This window comes from Sphingobium rhizovicinum, assembly GCF_042647625.1.
Classification (GTDB): domain Bacteria; phylum Pseudomonadota; class Alphaproteobacteria; order Sphingomonadales; family Sphingomonadaceae; genus Sphingobium; species Sphingobium rhizovicinum.
This window is the reverse complement of sequence record NZ_JBHRVU010000005.1, coordinates 807,401-823,315: the sequence shown is the minus strand read 5'-3', so window position 1 is coordinate 823,315 and position 15,915 is coordinate 807,401. Positions and strand designations below refer to the sequence as shown.

At 64.2% G+C, this 15,915-nt stretch carries 17 protein-coding genes and 1 pseudogene; 2 read left to right on the top strand and 16 right to left on the bottom strand.

Annotation, left to right across the window (positions count from 1 at the left end):
• Positions 1-14 precede the first annotated feature (14 nt).
• Both ACFOKF_RS22400 and ACFOKF_RS22395 read right to left on the bottom strand, forming a co-directional pair.
• Positions 15-1,432: pseudogene (locus ACFOKF_RS22400) on the bottom strand (conjugal transfer protein TraH).
• 46 nt (positions 1,433-1,478) lie between these two features.
• Complete coding sequence (locus tag ACFOKF_RS22395) at positions 1,479-2,057, bottom strand: hypothetical protein (protein WP_380798805.1); 579 nt, start codon at positions 2,055-2,057, stop codon at positions 1,479-1,481.
• A gap of 64 nt (positions 2,058-2,121) precedes the next feature.
• Between ACFOKF_RS22395 and ACFOKF_RS22390 the strand changes: the two genes are divergently transcribed.
• Both ACFOKF_RS22390 and ACFOKF_RS22385 read left to right on the top strand, forming a co-directional pair.
• Positions 2,122-2,373, top strand: a complete 252-nt coding sequence (locus ACFOKF_RS22390; RefSeq protein WP_380798804.1) for an AbrB/MazE/SpoVT family DNA-binding domain-containing protein — start codon at positions 2,122-2,124, stop codon at positions 2,371-2,373.
• Positions 2,370-2,768 (top strand): type II toxin-antitoxin system VapC family toxin, encoded by a 399-nt coding sequence (locus tag ACFOKF_RS22385; protein WP_380798803.1) that lies wholly within the window; start codon positions 2,370-2,372, stop codon positions 2,766-2,768. The genes ACFOKF_RS22390 and ACFOKF_RS22385 overlap by 4 nt, the downstream gene beginning before the upstream one ends.
• Before the next feature lie 53 nt (positions 2,769-2,821).
• On the opposite strand, the gene ACFOKF_RS22380 is transcribed toward ACFOKF_RS22385, so the two are convergent.
• The 14 genes from ACFOKF_RS22380 to ACFOKF_RS22315 all read right to left on the bottom strand — a co-directional run bounded on the left by ACFOKF_RS22380 (position 2,822) and on the right by ACFOKF_RS22315 (position 15,906).
• Positions 2,822-3,640, bottom strand: a complete 819-nt coding sequence (locus ACFOKF_RS22380; protein WP_380799328.1) for a conjugal transfer protein TraF — start codon at positions 3,638-3,640, stop codon at positions 2,822-2,824.
• 59 nt (positions 3,641-3,699) lie between these two features.
• Complete coding sequence (locus tag ACFOKF_RS22375; RefSeq protein ID WP_380798801.1) at positions 3,700-4,299, bottom strand: S26 family signal peptidase; 600 nt, start codon at positions 4,297-4,299, stop codon at positions 3,700-3,702.
• The gene (locus ACFOKF_RS22370) at positions 4,271-5,167 is read right to left on the bottom strand and encodes a type-F conjugative transfer system pilin assembly protein TrbC (protein WP_380798800.1); all 897 of its coding nucleotides are present in this window, start codon (positions 5,165-5,167) and stop codon (positions 4,271-4,273) included. Before ACFOKF_RS22370 ends, ACFOKF_RS22375 begins: the two co-directional genes overlap by 29 nt.
• On the bottom strand, positions 5,139-6,230 hold the full coding sequence (gene traN, locus ACFOKF_RS22365; protein WP_380798798.1) for a conjugal transfer protein TraN: 1,092 nt from the start codon (positions 6,228-6,230) through the stop codon (positions 5,139-5,141). The genes ACFOKF_RS22370 and traN overlap by 29 nt, the downstream gene beginning before the upstream one ends.
• On the bottom strand, positions 6,227-8,176 hold the full coding sequence (locus ACFOKF_RS22360; RefSeq protein WP_380798797.1) for a hypothetical protein: 1,950 nt from the start codon (positions 8,174-8,176) through the stop codon (positions 6,227-6,229). Before ACFOKF_RS22360 ends, traN begins: the two co-directional genes overlap by 4 nt.
• Positions 8,173-8,316: a hypothetical protein gene (locus tag ACFOKF_RS22355; protein WP_380798795.1), complete on the bottom strand. Its 144-nt coding sequence runs from the start codon at positions 8,314-8,316 to the stop codon at positions 8,173-8,175. The genes ACFOKF_RS22360 and ACFOKF_RS22355 overlap by 4 nt, the downstream gene beginning before the upstream one ends.
• Positions 8,317-8,471: 155 nt before the next feature.
• Positions 8,472-9,488, bottom strand: a complete 1,017-nt coding sequence (locus ACFOKF_RS22350) for a TraU family protein (protein WP_380798793.1) — start codon at positions 9,486-9,488, stop codon at positions 8,472-8,474.
• Positions 9,485-10,069 carry a conjugal transfer protein TraW gene (locus tag ACFOKF_RS22345; protein WP_380799326.1) on the bottom strand — a complete coding sequence of 195 codons (585 nt, stop codon included), beginning with the start codon at positions 10,067-10,069 and terminating at the stop codon, positions 9,485-9,487. Before ACFOKF_RS22345 ends, ACFOKF_RS22350 begins: the two co-directional genes overlap by 4 nt.
• A gap of 31 nt (positions 10,070-10,100) precedes the next feature.
• A complete protein-coding gene (locus ACFOKF_RS22340; RefSeq protein ID WP_380798792.1) occupies positions 10,101-10,334 on the bottom strand; it encodes a hypothetical protein in 234 nt (77 codons plus the stop codon).
• Positions 10,331-10,666, bottom strand: coding sequence for a hypothetical protein (locus ACFOKF_RS22335; RefSeq protein ID WP_380798790.1), 336 nt, complete (start codon positions 10,664-10,666; stop codon positions 10,331-10,333). Before ACFOKF_RS22335 ends, ACFOKF_RS22340 begins: the two co-directional genes overlap by 4 nt.
• Complete coding sequence (locus ACFOKF_RS22330) at positions 10,663-13,188, bottom strand: TraC family protein (protein ID WP_380798789.1); 2,526 nt, start codon at positions 13,186-13,188, stop codon at positions 10,663-10,665. The genes ACFOKF_RS22335 and ACFOKF_RS22330 overlap by 4 nt, the downstream gene beginning before the upstream one ends.
• Positions 13,185-13,808: a TraV family lipoprotein gene (locus ACFOKF_RS22325; protein ID WP_380798788.1), complete on the bottom strand. Its 624-nt coding sequence runs from the start codon at positions 13,806-13,808 to the stop codon at positions 13,185-13,187. The genes ACFOKF_RS22330 and ACFOKF_RS22325 overlap by 4 nt, the downstream gene beginning before the upstream one ends.
• 35 nt (positions 13,809-13,843) lie before the next feature.
• Positions 13,844-15,190 (bottom strand): TraB/VirB10 family protein, encoded by a 1,347-nt coding sequence (locus tag ACFOKF_RS22320; RefSeq protein ID WP_380798786.1) that lies wholly within the window; start codon positions 15,188-15,190, stop codon positions 13,844-13,846.
• Positions 15,187-15,906 carry a type-F conjugative transfer system secretin TraK gene (locus ACFOKF_RS22315; RefSeq protein ID WP_380799325.1) on the bottom strand — a complete coding sequence of 240 codons (720 nt, stop codon included), beginning with the start codon at positions 15,904-15,906 and terminating at the stop codon, positions 15,187-15,189. Before ACFOKF_RS22315 ends, ACFOKF_RS22320 begins: the two co-directional genes overlap by 4 nt.
• Positions 15,907-15,915 lie beyond the last annotated feature (9 nt).

Sequence of the window (15,915 nt, the reverse complement as noted above, 5' to 3'; positions counted from 1 at the left end):
GTCAGCCTTTCCCTTCAGCGATTGCGGCTGGCGGCAACGCCGGCGGCGTTTCGCGCATCCTGATCGCGCTGCCGAAGCAGGCCGGCATAGTTGGCGGAGAGGTTGGCCTGGTTGAGCGCGGCCAGATAGGATTGCCGCATCTGCGCGCGCTGCCGCAGCACTTCCTCGCGCAGGTCCCGCAGCTGCTCGATCCCCTTGGTGAGGATGCGGGTTTGGCAGATATTCGCATTGCCGCTGTCGGCCGTGCCCGCCGTGGTCGCGCCGCGCTCGGCGTTGGTGAGCGCGAAGTCGATCGTCCGGGTGAGATCGTTCAGCATCTGATAGGCGAGGGTGAGGGCCACCAGTTCGTCGGTATCGGCGATCACCGAGTCCACAACGCCCTGCCGCACGCCCCATTCGAGCATACGATAGACGGGAAGCGTGCGGACATTGGCCACGAACTGGCGCTCATCGGTCGTGAGCGCCGCCTTCGTGCGGATCTTGCCGGCGATCGCCTCCAGCCGCTCGCGCGATAGGGCCAGCGCGCCTTTGCCGGCATCCTGCGAGCAGTCGCTGGAGGTCGCCGGGATATTGAGCGCGCGGGTCTGGACCTTGCCGGTCAGGAAATCGTCGGGCGCATCGCTATCCTGCGCCGGGCACGCGGGGATCGCGGAGAAGAGCGGGACTTTGTCATTATCGTCCCAGCGCATGTAGACATCACCCACCCGCGCGCGCATCACGCCCGCCCAGGCGCTTGCACCCACGCGGGAGGCTGCATGGGAGAGAAGCGATCCCGTCCGGAAGATGTCGGTAACTTCCGCCGGGCAGTTCGAAAGCGCGTCCTTCAGATCCTCGGTAGGATTGTTGGAATTGGATTCGATCTTTTCCCGGCTCTGCTGATAGCTTTTTGCAAAGCCCTGCTTCACCGAGCGATATCCGGTCATCTCCTCGATGATCCCCGACATATTGTCGTCGCCCTTGGCGATCTGGACCATGCGATTGGAGAGGCGGCAGTCGTTGACCTGAATTGAATTGAGGTAATTGGTCGCCGCCTCCATCTTACTGATTATATTGCCCATTTTCTCGTCGAGCGTTTCGAGCAGATACTGGAACGCAACCGCGGGCGCGGCTTGGAGAATGCTTTCGAGCTTCTGGACCAGATAATCGGGATCGAGGAACGACATGCCGCCCAAGAACATGTCGATTCCGCCGCACCCGGCCTTCACCTTGGGCAGTGTGAGGCTCATCAGATAGTCATTATGGACGTCGACCCGGCCCGACATGCCCCCAGCCGTCACATAGCCCGGGTCTGGTCCTCGAAGCTACCGGGGCTGGTGTACGTCACATTGTCGAACCAGCTCTCCGCCCAACCCTGGGCATGGGCGGCAGGGGCCGTGAGGCCGAGACCGACGGCAACGAGGCTGGTCAGCGTGCGCTTGGAAGCATGAACCATGGCGGGTATCCTTGTTGGAGGGGAAGAGGGCTGAGACCCGCCATGGTCAGCCCCCTTTACGCTTCGGTGTGGTCGAGGCAGCGGCGCTGGGCGCCACGATGCCGGTATATTTGGACATGGCGCGCAGGCCGATGTCTGGCCGGACGCCGGTCAGCATCTTGGTGGCCAGATAGATGTTTCGACGGAGATTCTCGTCATGATCGGTGCCGATCGCGGCCGGTACGAGGCGGGCCGGATCATTTGTCGGCCGCACCCAGAGGACGGGATGCCCCACCCATGGAAGCCCGAGCAGTCCGGAACGCAGCAGTGCATCGCTGGAGGAAATGGTGCGGACCTGCCAGCCATAGCTACGACCGAAGCGGAGGAGGCGCGCCCAAAGGTCGCCGCAGGGCAGGCAGCCGGGTGCCGAGCTCATCTCGACGACAAAGGTTCCACCCTCCGCGCGCAATGTCGGGTCGAGATCCGTCGGGAACTCGCGCGTGCGTGGAACCCTTGCCAGCCAGGCGCTCAATTCGCGGGGCGTCGTGACAGGATGGATCGCTGCGCGCTCGGCCTTGGCCTTGTCATTTCCTGTGCCATGTGCGGGCGTGGACACCGTCAGCAGTGCGAGGGGGAGAGACACCATAACCGCTCTCGGCTTGAATGTAATGGAAGTTTCCATTACATGACGGATTGAAAGGATCAGCCGGATGAACGCGCTCACCGTCACCGCCAAAGGGCAAATCACGCTTAAGAAGGATTTGCTCCAGCATCTGGGCATCCATCCCGGCGACAAGCTCAGCATCGACAAGATGCCAGGAGGCGAAATTCGGATCCGGGCTGAGCGGCCTTCCGGCAGCATTGCCGATTTCTGCGGATCGTTGAAGCGGGAAGGGCAGCCTTCCCTCTCGATCGAAGAGATGAACGAGATCATCGGCAAAGGCTGGGCCGGAGAGCTGTGAAGATCACGGCGGACACCAACATTCTGGTTCGTGCGGCTACCCAGGATGACCCCAAACAAGGGCCAATCGCGCGTAAGCTCGTGTCCAGTGCGGAACTTGTCGCCGTCCCGCTTTCGGCGCTTTGCGAGTTTTGCTGGGTTCTCAAGGTCGGCTACAAATTGAGCTCTGCCGAGATCGCTTCCTCGGTCCGGCTGCTGCTGAACGCCGGCAACGTCGTCATGGACCGCGGTGCGGCAGAGGCTGGCCTCGCTCTCCTCGATGCCGGGGGTGATTTTGCCGATGGCGTCATCGCGCATGATGGGCAGTGGCTGGGCGCTGATATCTTCATGAGCTTTGACCAAAAGGCCGTGAAGCTTCTGCAGGCCGCCGGGCAGAATGCGGCCCATCCCGACTGAGAGGGAAAGGCCCTCAGTCAACTGGGCTGAGTTCAGGGAAATGGGCGTTCGCATCATCGGTCAGCCCGCAATTCACTCGCGCCTGACGCATCATCAGCAGCGCTCGCTGACACCGGGCCATTGGCGAGGGCGTCGAAGAAGCCACCTTCTTCTCCTGCGCCCGTCATGAACTGTTCGGGGCGGATGTCGCCGTTCAACAGCCGAACCGCCTGATAGGCCATGGCCGAGAGATTGGGATAGGCCTCGACGCCGCTGGCGATCACCATCCGCTGAGCGCTGTCGCGCTTGATGACCATGATCGTGGGGGTCACGTCGACGCCGAACCGTTGCCCCAGCTCGGGATGAGTGTCGAGATCCTGCCGGATCACCTGCCAGCCATATTCCTCCTGGAAGCGCTGCGCGATCGGCCATTGCACCCGGCAATAGCCGCAGCTTGTCCGGCTGAACATCACAAGCGCATAGGCGCGGGCATTGGCGCGCAGATAGGTGCGGCGGGCGGCTTCCTTCTCCGCTCCCAAGGCGGCGCGCGCGTCTCCGACCATGGGATTGGCGGATTTGGAATTCAGTTCCGGGTGGGTCAACATCGCAATCTGCGTGACGCCGGCAAAGGCGCGGGCCTTGCGCCGCGCAAAATCCTGAAGCCGCCAGAAATCGGAGACCGCCTCGACGCTCAGCACGGTTGCGGCATAATCGCGCTGGGCCTCGATCAGTTTGCGGATGCGGGGTGGCGACCATCTGGCGAGTTCCGGCATCGGGGGAATGACCGGCTTCTCGATTTTCTCCTCCTCGACCTCTGCCGGCGCTGGGGGCGCTTCATACCACCAATAGCCCTGGCGAATTTTCGTGGGCGCCGTGGGGGAGGCTTCAGCCATGCCGCCGGTCGGGCTGATCAGTGCCGCGGCAAAGACCAGCGGCGAGAGAGCGCGCCGGATCACAGCACCCGCTCCATGCGGGTCAGCGCCGAGATCGGCACCAGCCCGAAATAGCGGCTGTCGAACCCGTCCTTGTAGGCGGAGCCGATATAGGCGCGGCCCTCGGGCACAGGACCGTTCTTCCAGCGGAAATAGTCGAGCCGCTGTCCGCTGCGGCCATAGGGCTTGCTGACTCCGATCAGGCTGCCGTTGCAGAAGAAGGCGGCCTCCAGCCGTTTGGGATAGCGGTCGGAGTGCATGGTGTAGGAGGCGAGCCTGTCTCCGGGCAGACAAAGCGCATATTTGGTGACGTTGACCGGCAACGGCCCTGCGAGCGGGTGACGCAGTTCGAACATGACGAGGTCATGTCGCTCGACCGTGCCGCCGACCTTTCGAACCGCCCAGGCATCGATCGAGGGACTACGCACCCAGATGAGCTGAGGAAGCGCCCACCAAACGAACAGCGCGATGGCGCTGACGATCAGGATTGCCTTCGCCAGACGGGTCTGAATGAAAGGCTGGCCGGGTTCGATCGATTGGAGGGCATCGGCAGCGTTCCGGGCCAGGTCGCGGATCTTGGGCCAGGCGACCTTACCGGCGTTCCAGGCGAGTCGCAGCATCGCGAACCTCCTCTTTTCCGCCGAGGCGGGAATAGGTTTCGAGCATCCCTGAGAGCGCCGCGTCGCCATAGACGAGGTGGCTCGCCCTGGCGGATGCCGGGCCTTCTTCCTCCCGCTCGCAATAGGGCTTGGTGGGATCACCGGGCAGCATCCCGAGCGCGGGCACGCGGGCTACGCCATGCTGGCGGAACAGGATTGGATCGACGATGAGCTGGACATCGCGCATCGCGCAGGCAGGCCCCTCGCAGCCCGGATCGAGCCGGAGGATCTGCGCCGAGAGCTTTGCCATGGGGCCAACCTTTGTCAGCCCTCCCGTTATCCCGCGGAACGCGAGCACGCCGCGGGCGCGTTCGAGCTGGCCGGCATAGGTTCTCAAAGTTGATACCGGCATAGACGATGAGACGAAGAGGACCGGCACCCATGCGCTTGGCGCAACCGGCGTCACAGCCTGCGCCACCGCCATCGTCGATGGCGCTTCGAGCCCGAGTGCCTCCGCCAGCCGCTTGCTCATCACCTCGCGGTCCCGCGCTAGCTGGGCTTCGCCGGCCTTGCGCGCCGCGCGTGCCCTTTCTTCAAGGCGCGGATCGGTCTTGTGCGACCGCATCGCTTCGAAGGCGCGCTTGCGCAATGCCGGGGACGGCGCGGGGATGTTGGGGGATGGGATCGGCTTGTCAGGCTTGGCATCGTTGCGCGCCCGCGCCTGTGCGTCCGCCAGCGCTTCCATGGCCTTCTCGCCCTCGGCCGCCGTGGCAGCCTTCGCCTTGGGCGGGGCTGCATCGGGGGCGGCCTGCGCTGCCGCGATCGACCATCCGGCAGCCAGCGTCAGGGGTATGATCAGCCTAGCGCTGAACGGCGTTGAGATACGCATCGACGCTCTCCTCCATGTCGGATTGGATGAGATCGGCCGAGCGGGCCTCGATCTCGTCATAATATTCGGCGAGGTCCATCTTGCTGAAGTCGAGGGCCTGAAACTCTTCGGCGGTGAAGCCGCGGCAGTTGGGCGACTTGACCTCGCCCCAGCCATTGGCGAACGCCTTCAATTGCGGGCGCCCCTGTTCCTGGATGATGCGGCCAAGCTTGCTGTTGAAGCAGCACTGGCTCTTCGCCTTCTGGACACAGAGCCCAAGAATCTTGGACGAACAATAGGTGCCGACCTCATGGCACATGCCCGAGCCGCGCAGCATGCCGGCCTCCATATCCTGCTGGTCGCAGCCCTGGAGCAGCACCTCCATCATGAAATTGATGGCGAGGCTGATGGCGATCGAGGTCGGATCGATGCCGACGATCAGCGCATTGGCGCCCGCGCTGGCGGCCTGGCTCGCTGTCGCGCCGGCCTTGAAGGCGGTGTAGGCGGCCTTCATGCCGGTGAATACGCCCTTGGCGATGGCGATCTTGGTGCCGATCGAACTGATCGACGATCCCATGCCATCCTTGATGATCTTGTCCTTGTCCTTGCAGCAATTCTGGAAGGTGACGCTGAGGCCCGGCGGTCGGCAGCGGAGCTTGCGTCCGCCGAAAATCTCGATCGTTCCGAGGCAATTACCGTCCGCGTCGACCTCGCCGTCGGCGGGGGTGCCGGGATCGTCGACCGGCACTTCCTCTTCGACCGGATTGGCGCTGGTGTCGATGCAGCTGTGGGGCGAGCAGCTCGGGGCCGATACGCCGTCGGGCGAGAAGCAGGCATATTGAGACCCGAGGGGGCAGGAATAGCCGCCGGTGGCGTTCAATGTGCAGGCCGTCTGCTCGATCGGGCAAAGATGATCGCCGCTCGCCGTCACAGCGCAGCTGGCGATCTCGCCGTCATCGGCCGCATCGCCATTGCCGTTGAGGTCGGCGGCGCACAGCCATTGCTGCGCATGAGCGAGCTGGGGCTGACCGCAGGTGGCGAGCAGCAGCGTCGCCCAGGCGAGGAGGGATTTTGGCGCCCTCATTGCGCGCCTGCCGTGCAGACCAGGTCCGCGCCCGCGAGCCGGACGGTTTGCATCATGGTGACGGCTTCGGGAAAATCATCAAGGCAGCCGCAGGCCGAGACGATCTCCTCGCCATCGCCTGCCGGACAGACATTGTCGGACGAGCAGACATGATAATAGCTGTTCCAGCCCTGGTCGGAGGTCTGAAGCTCGCCCACCACGCCGTCGAGCGCCGCATCGCTATTGGTGCGGGCCTTGCGGGTCTTGCAGATCGGTTCGCACGCCGCGACGGGGTCTTGCGCAGGCAGCGAGAAGGCGCGTGAGGTTTCCTGAACGCTGCCATCGGCCGCCTGAATGCGGTCATTGAGCATGGTCTCGGTTGAGCGGTCGATGATATAGGCGGCGCGGGACAGGTCAGGGGAAGCCTGGCTCCCTGTATCTATGACGCAAGCGTAACGACGTTCCTTCAGGAAGAAATCCCGCGTCAATTGGACGGCGCAGGTGCCGGTGCCCATTGTCCGGGTCTGCGGCAGCGGCGAGAGACCCGTGCCGACCCCGTTGTTGAACGTCACGACGTCATCGACGGTCTCGCTCTTTAGGTGGCATTGCGGGTCGGCCGCATAGCCTGAACACAGATCGACCAGTCGCTCGGTCGTCTCGCAGCTTGTGTCCACCTGCACTTCGACGGTGACATAGCCCCAATTTCCGCCGCCGCCGCCGCGCACACGCGCGCCGACGACCGTCGCGCCGCTGGTGACCTGGGAGGTGATGTCGATGGCGGTCCTGTTGTACCAGGGATCGTCGCTGATGCGGCAGTCGCCCGATGGCAATGCCTCGCCGAGCCAGGGACGCTTGCCGGCATAGCCGACGATCTGTCCGTTGACCCTGGCCTGGACCCAGTCGTCCGCGCCCATTTCGACGATGCGCGCAGATTTTATCCGGGCCGGCGCCAGTGGCTCGAATGTCGCGCTGTAGATGGGCGGTACGCTGTCACATGTGCCCGAGCCCCGGATCTCATAGCGCCGGCAGTCGGTGCCGCAGCTCGTGACCTTCGTGACCGATCCGCGCACGGCCAAAATGTCGTCGAAACTCCATTCCTTGACGGCGACCTCACGCTCGATCGAGCAACTGCGGATCTGCTCCCTCTTGCCGCTCCCTGCGGCCGACCCCGCCAGCGCCTGAAAGACGCTGCTGCCTTGCGAGACGGAAGTGGCGTCAGCCTGAATGTCCGTCGGGTTGCTGCGGTAGCGGGTTGCAGAAACTTGCGGGTCGGCAGTGCAGGACGTCGTCTGTGCGCCGGTGTAGCGGATCACCGTTCCCTCAATCTGCGCCTGCGCGACGCCGATCCGCGGGTCGGCGGTTGTGAGGGCGCCGACCACGCCGCCGCCCAGATCCTTCAGAACCTCCGAAATGTTGCCCCAGGCAAGGTTCGTACCGCAGCTGTTGTTTAGACAATAGCAGCCGGAAAGACTCGTCATCTGGGTCTGCTGGAGGTTGATGTTAAGCGCGCTATCGACCGCCCAGCCATAATAGCGGCAGCCCTCCCAGGTGCCGGGGTTGCAGGCGATGACGCCATTAGCGCAGATGCCTGAGACCGGCACCGGAAGCAGCGTCTGGCTGTCGAACGTGCCGTCGAAATCGCGGTCATGGGAGATACGGACCTGGCTGAGGTCACCAGTGCTTCCCGGCTGCACCAGCACTTCCAGAAGGGTCGATGTCTTCTGACAGCTAAGGTTCGCCGTAAAGCCGGTCTTGCCGTCAACGGTCGTGATCGTCTGGCCGCTCAGCCCCGGCGTCACAAAGTTGGACTGGAGCGCGTCGCTGGAGCTGGTACGGGCGCGCGAGGCGGTCGCAGCGCTGCGGGCGCGATCCTTGACGCTTGGTTCCGGTTCTTGGGCCAGCGCAGCGGCGGACAGCAGAAGCGTGGAACTCAAAGTTGCGAGGACCAGATCGCGTCGGAGGATCATGATTGATCTCCCTCGACGGTGCGGCAACCGTTGCGCAGCTGGATGAGGTCGCCGGTCGAGAGGCGAAATGCGGCCTGGCCTTCAAAGATGGTCAGCGCGGCCGTGAGCGGCGGGCGAGGAGAGGGGGCGCCCTGGCTCATGGGGGTTACGGCCGCGCTGACCGGGTTTGGAGCGACGCCGTCTGGGGGCGTCGGCGCCGCTCCGGCATCGCGCGCGCCTAGCCGGCCCCGAGGGCTGTGGCGGGCAGACGAGGAGGCCTTTGGGCCGCGCGCGGTGCATGGGGTGGGCGACCTGCTCATGGCGTCGAAATCCCGGCGCAGCAGATCACCTTTTCAAAAAGCATGAACTGGGCGTTGTCCTTGGCGGGCGCATGCTTGGCCGATGACCAGAGCGCGCCGGGTCGGCCGATATTGACGCACTTGCCGCCCTTCACAGGCTCCATGATCTGGAGCTTGTAGCGGCTCTTGGTCCAGATCGGCTGCGCCTTGAACGAGCAGCCGTCGGCCGAGGAGATGGTGAGGGCGCCAAGGCGTCCCATCATGAAAGTGCCGCGCGCGGCCAGCCCCGCCCAGGCCTCGACGCTGTCGCCAAAATGGATGTCGCCTGCGACCGGATAGGTCGAGCCCCACGACCCCAGGCACCAGAAGAGCGGATCGATGACCTTGCCGGCCGCCGCCGCGGCGCTGTCCGCCATGCAGGCAAGGCCGGCTGCTGGATTGCCGAACAATATGCCTTCGGGCTGGATGATGGCGCCCAATGTCCCCGACTGCCAGGTCGGCAGTACCTCGGTGATGAGCGCGACGTCGAACCCGTCATCCTCGATGCAGGGCAAGTCGGTGAACATGTCGAGCATCTTCCAGACCGGCGCGATATAATAATGCATCTGGGCGAACATCTTGTTGCTGTTCGTGCCGTCCGCGATGCCACTCTGGCTGCCCTGTAGCTTGCCGCCCGTCGGCATGAGGTCGGCGCCCAATGCCATCATGCAGCCCGGTTCCGTCACCACATCGACCATACGATTGGGGGACCAGAAGCTGACCTTGACCCCGAACCAGAAGCTTACCCCCTTGCGGCAAGCACAAAGCGGTTTACTCGCGGATTGGGCGTCCAGTTCCTTGTCCAGCTTGTCGAAGCTCCCGACCTTCACCCCGCCGATCGTGATCGGAAAGATGCAGGTCCAGCGAACCTTGGTGATGGGGTTGAAGATCGTTCCCGCCTCGCATTTTGAAGCTTGCGCGGGCGTGGCGGGTGCGATGAGGACAAGCAGGATCACGGCGGCAGCGGCGCGCAGGAGCGGAAGGAGCCGGCTCATCGCACCACCTGCTGCGGCTCGCGCGTCGGGGGCACCTCGGTCAGCAAAAGCCGCTGCCCGGCCTGGGCGACGATGACGGGCGCGACGGTGAGGCCAAGCCGGTCCTTCACCCGTTCCTCGAGAATGAAGAGCGGGCGACCGACCTTCTCCCCCAGCGCCAGCGCGTCGCCCGCCGTCAGGAGGATGAAGTCGGCGGGCCGCGCGGTGCGCAGCGCCCAGCCAAGATCACGCGGATGGACGACCACCAGGCGCTGGGGCAGCGACACATAGGTCAGCGGGTTGAACGTGTAGCCCTTGGGATAGAGCATCGTGCCGTCGGGCAGCTTGATGTCGAAATCGAGGGTGTAGAAGGGAATGACGCTCCGGGTCTGCGCCAGCGTCGCGATACCGAGCGACGCCGCCTGCATAGCCGACCAATTGGCCCGCGGCCCGAAATTTTGGGCGATGTCCGTCGGCTGCCTTGCGGCCCGCGCCTCGATCTCGGCCAGGGCATCGGGTTCGGCGATCGGCCAGGTCCGGCCGATCGTCGCGACATTGGCCTGCGCAGGTTGGGTCGTAGCCGTGGCGACCAGCGCGATCAGCCAAAGGCGCTTTGCAGGCCGTGCAGACGCGTTAGCCACGGGGCCGCCTCCAATAGGGCTGGAGGTCCGATTGTTCATTGCGGATCGCGAGCAGGAAGGCGGCCATGCCGGTCAGCAGCATGAGACCGACTGCGGCCCTCAGCATGATGGCGGATGGATCAGGCGCCATCAGCACCAATATGCAGGCGAGGCTGGACTGGATCAGCCCGCCGATCATCAGGCGCGCGGAAGCCGTCGAGGGGCAAGCAGAAAAGATGCCGCTCATGACCGCCACCGGCGGAAGCGCTTCGTGAGGGCGGTCCAGCCATGGGTGGCGCCGGCCGAGAGCCCGATGAGGATCATGCCGCTGCCAAAGCAGCCGGCGGCGACCAGCACGGCTGCGCGGAAAATCTCGAATGGCCCTTTGCCAAGAAGAATGCCCGCGACCGCGATCAGGCCCGCCATCATCATCGTCTCGATCGTGATCAGCCGGAAGCGCCAGAGAAAGGCCTTGTCCTTCATGCGCTTGGCGACGCGACTTTCGATCTCGCGCTCGATCGCCTCGCGCTGTTCGAGCGGCAGGACGAACTGGTTGCCGTTGTTGGGGCCGTGTTTCATTGCGCGGCCTCCCTCGGCGCGAACCGCGGCCCTAGAACATGGTCGGGATCGATGCCGGCCAGCTCGCACACCGCTTCCAAGGGCGAGGCACCGCGCGCCAGGAGGCGCTCGAATGCTGCCACCTCCTGGGGGGCGCTGGTGTTGATCCAGTAGGAGAAGGGATCGACGACAAGGCGCGCGATGCCGAGGCCCAGCGGTGAGTCGATGAAGACCTCGCTGTAGTTGGGCTTGTTGTTCCGGACCGATTTCAGGAGATCAAGGACGAAGCCCGAATAGTCGAGGATCTTGTTCTCGACCGCCTTGTCATAGGTCGAGCCCTGGAGAAGGAAGCGGGTTGCGGCATTTTCGAGGATCACCTGGCCGGTGCCGCCAAAGAGCAGCAGGTCGTTCATCGACTGGAGGACGATGCCGAAACTGCCCTGATATTTGCGCGCGCGCCGGTAGCCCTGGCCAAAGGCCTCGGCGAGGCGCGACAGGTCCTGGCCATCGCTCTTGCTCATGAACTGGGCGGCTTCATCGCAAAGGACGAAGCGGGGGCGATCGCGGCCCGAGAGATAAAGCTCCTGCGTGACCGCATTCACCACCACCATCACGATGACGTTGAACAGGTCCGGCATGTTCTTAAGCCGTTCAAGTTCCAGCACCACAAACTCATCGCTCGATATGTCGAGGGTCGAGGGGCCGTTGAAATAATGGCCATAGGCCCCATCGCTGGCGAAATCGCGGAGGTTGAAGGCGAGTTCGCGCGCCACCGGCACGAGATGATCGACCCGGTCCAGATCGGTGGCGACATGGGCGGGATAGGCGCCCAGCCATTCGCGGACCGCGTCGATGCCAGTGGTGGCGCGGCCCGTATCGATCGTCCACTGGACGGCGGACTTGATCAAATTCCATTGCGAGGTGGAGACGCCCTTGCGGGTCGCGGCATTGGCCATCTCGGCCACGATCGCGACCGCCATGGCGATCGCCGACTGCCGGTCATCGCCGTCGATCGCGAGCCCCATGTCGAACGGGTTGAGGACCAGTTGCTCCTCGCCGATATCGATATAGCGGCCTGAGCAAAGGGTGCAGAGCTTCCGGTAGCTGCCCCCGATATCGATGATCCGGATAAGCGCCTGGCTCGCATAATATTGCTGGCACAAATTATTGAGGAGGAAGCTTTTCCCTGCGCCGCTCTCGGCCGAGACGATGAAATTATAATTGTTGATGCGCGCGTCGAAGAGATCGAGCGTCACGAGCTGACCCTTGCGGCCCGTATAGAGGAGGGCCGGGCGGCCGCCGCCACGAAAGTCTGTCTGGACGGGCGCCATCAGCACCGCCGCCTTGACCGGCATGCGGAGGTCCCGTTCGAGCAATTTCATCGTCCGGCCTTCAGGATAAAGGCCGAAGGGGAGGCTCATCGCCAGCAGGACCGGATTGAGATAGCTCTCCTCCTGCATCATGAAGGGCAGGGGCTCGCTTTCCCACAGCCGTTTGGCGCGCGCCGCCATCTCGCGGGCCTGCGCGCGGGTTTCGCCGAACAGCCAGACGGTCGGAATGACCGAGACGAACTTGCTGTTGCCCGCTTCATCGAGCACCCAGCCAATCTCCTCGATCTGCTTGCCGACTTCGACCGCGAAGGAGCCGGCCGCCTTCTGGGCTGAGAGGATCTGGGCGCGTTTGTGAATTTCGAAGGCGCTGTGATCGAACAGGATGTTGAGCGTATAGAGGAAGGGGCCGCCGATCTGGTCGCTATCTTCCGACGATCCTCGCATGCCGCCGGTCAGGCGATTGACACGCTCGGCGGTTACGCGGCGCGCCGGCGATTTGGGCGTCAGGCAGCGCGCCACCTGATTGCCGAGAAAGACTTCGGGGCCTTCAAACAGCAGGTCCGGGCCGGCATCGATGATCTGCTTACGGACCGGCCGCGCCGCGATCCCATCCTCGCCGCGCGCGAAGACACCGGGCGCCGGGGCGTGGACCCCATTGAAGATGCGGCGGTAGAAGGCGACCAGTCGCTCGGGCGCCATCCGCTCGATGCCAAGCTTGGCAAGTTGCTCCTCGATCTGGCGGCGCATGTCATGGCCCATGGGCGTGCGGGTCTTGACCGACAGGAAGCTGCGGAAATTGCGGATCGGGATGCCGTGGAGGGCATCGAGGCCATGGCGGCCCTTCTGCAGATAGTCATAGGTCTGCTGGGCCGAGGCCTGGATCAGGGGATCGTCGCGCGTTTTCATATCGAGAAACGCGTCGAGCGCATCGTCAATCAACGGATCGGCGAAGGCGTGGAGCTGGACGACCGTGCCGGGCGGGAAATGGATGTTGAGCAGTCCCTGGAGCGCGCCATGGACATGGGCGAACATATAGGCGGCGGGAACCAGCTCCCAGGCATAGCCCCAACCATCATCGATGCAGAGAAAGGCTTCCTCTTCCTCGTCCCAGGCGACCATGGGAAGATAGTCTGAATAGGCGTCGCGCGCGACGCTCTGGCGCAAGCGGCGCAAGGTCATGCCGCCGCCGGTGCGGGAGCCGGGCGCCTTCATGGCTTCACGCTTTCGGGCGCATCATTCTCGTCCGAGGGACGCTCGCGCACCTGGTTCAGAATTGGAGCCTTGGCCGCAGGCGAAACCGGATCGACCAGATAATCGCCGATCACCCATTGCGGCTTGTCGAGCAGCGAATAGACGTAACGCGGCATATAGAGCCGATCGGGCCGCGCCCGGTCGGCATAGGGGAGGATCAGCGTGCGGACCGCGCGGGACGGACGAAGCATCGGCGTCACCGGCGCATCGATCAGCCCCTGCAATTCGCGATAGACGCTGTCGCGATAGCCTTGATAGGCGCTCGGCGCGGCAGCGGCCTTCGCTTTGCCCGTCCGCGCTGGAGAGTTTGGCGCCGATGTTGCCATCGTCTCGCCCTGCGCCTTCAGCAACGCATTGTCGTTGGTGACCGCCGGGTCCGAGCGCGAGGGCCGATCGGCCACTGCATCGACATAGGCCTTGTCGGGATGGATGCACTGGCCATGGTCGCTATTCTTGCAGGAGAATTTCTCCGAATAGGGCGACATCAGCGATCCGATGCTGGCGCAGCCGGACAGCGCAGCAAGGGCGGGGATCATCCATGCGATATGGGTTATGGATCGGGATTGGACTGGAGACTGCATGGGCATTGGCTCCTCTATGGGTGTCGCGCTGCGCATCAGAATTTCGACCCGGCGCTGGGCTTGATTTCGAGGGAGACGCCTTCCTGGAGGACCACGACGACGTCCTTGGCGGCGCCGACCTCGACGATGGGGCCGGCCTGGCGGGCGAGATCGAGATAGAAATCGGTCAATTTTTCAGACGACTTGCCAAGGCCGCCGGCGATGCCGGATTTGGCGGCCTCGCCTGCATCGAGCGTGCGGACATTGCCGAGCGCCGAGGTCGAGACGTCGCCGAAGCTCGATTCCACCGATTGGGAGAAGCCGCTGACGGTCCCGGCGATGAAGGAGCGAGCGAGCGCCGCGCCAGCCCGGGTGACGACCTTGCCCGAAAGGCCCTTTTTCCCGTCGGTGTCGACGAAGAAGCCCTTGATGGGCTGGTCGACCACCGAGCGCTCATCGAAGTCGACGCAGGAAAGCGAGACCAGCTGGACCTCGACCCGCTCCTTTGCCAGACTGCCGGTGGCATTGCCGACGACGAAGCAGCCGGCAAGGTTCGCCTTGACGTCATTGGGCAGGACCGCAGGCGCCTGGACCCGCGCGATCAGCGGTTCGGGATTGCTCGTCGCATCCCGGCTCGCCAGCGCGTCGATCCCCGTCAACAGCCGCGCCTTCATGAAACCAGGCGGTAAATAGATCGTGCGGGCTTTTTTTTTGGGTGCGGCTGCTCCTGCGCCATCGGTTGCGGTGATGGCACTGGCGCTGGTGGCGCTGCCGATCGAGCCTACAACCTTTTCCTGCGGTGGGGCAGGCGGAGCAGCAGGCGCCGTGGGCGGCGGGGGGATATCGCTTTGTTCGGGGCCGGATTGTGCGCTCTGTGCGCCGGTAGGCGGATAGGCAGGTATCTCGGCGCCGGGGAAGGCGGGCGGCAGGTCGCCCGATTCCACGCCTTCGCGCCCAGCCGGATCGACGGGGGATATCTTGCCCTCTTCAATCGCGCTGATCCGGTCGCCAAGGAGTGATTGGCCGTCGAGGATTTTTTTGAGGTCGCCGCGCATCTTGAGTTCGAGGCTATCACCGCGCAGGCCTGCGCCCATGTCGAGCTTGGAGGCGCTGGGCGGCAATTCGGTCGGTTGGCTCGACCCGCTGCTCGCCGTGTAAAGGCCATAGCCCAGGATCGCGATGCCGGCGGCGACGCCCGCCTGCTTGCAGCGCAGCTTCTGCGTCGCGCTGAGCGTTGCCCAATGGGCCTTGAAATCGAGCAGCGCCGCGCCGCGGGGATTCACGCCAGCTTGCGCACTGTCGGCATCATCCTCGGGTTTGAGGGGACGGGATAAGCGGGTGAGGCCGTCGGCATCGGGTTTGGGGGTTGTGTCCTGGCGGCCCGGAAGATTCTTGGCGGTCATGGCCTGTCTCCCCGCCGCACGACAATCAGGCGCGCGCTCTCGCCGGCTTTGAGGTCCGATCGATCGAGGGTGAGCGCGAATATGGTCGAGCCCAGTTCCGATCGCAGGAACGACCTCTCATCGAGATGGACAGGCTGCTTTGCAGTGACTGTGTATTCTGACGCCGAGAGACCTGCGCCATCGATCTGGATAGCCTTGCGCTCGGCGATGGTGAGATCGGGAAGCGCGGCGATCGCGATCGGCCCGGCGCGCGGGGCGGTTTCGGCAAAGCTTGCAGGCAAGCGGTCCGCGAGGAGCGATAGGGTGATCGATACCGCGCGTTCTTCTTCGACCAGCGGTCCCAAGAGGTCCATGTTCGCCGCTGCCCGCTGATGGGCGCCGGGGACCAGGGTGACGGTCTGGGCCGGGATATCGGCGGGTTCGGTATAGAGCGGGTAGATGGCGCCATTGCAGGAGACGAAGAATTCCGACGGTGCGGTCACATAGCTGCGCGTCACCTGGCCCTGGTCGTCACTTTCCTTCACCAGAAATTTGATCCAGGCGTCGGCGCCCGCGCGCTCGACGGCGATCGCCTTTTCGGCCGAGAATTTGACGTCTTCGATGTCGCCCCCGACACAGATAAGATGATTGATGTCGCGGTTCGAAAGACGGATCGTGCTGGTCTGGTCGGGCAGTGCAGCGAGGGGTTGCGACTGGGCGGCGGCAACCATGTGCATGCCCGACAG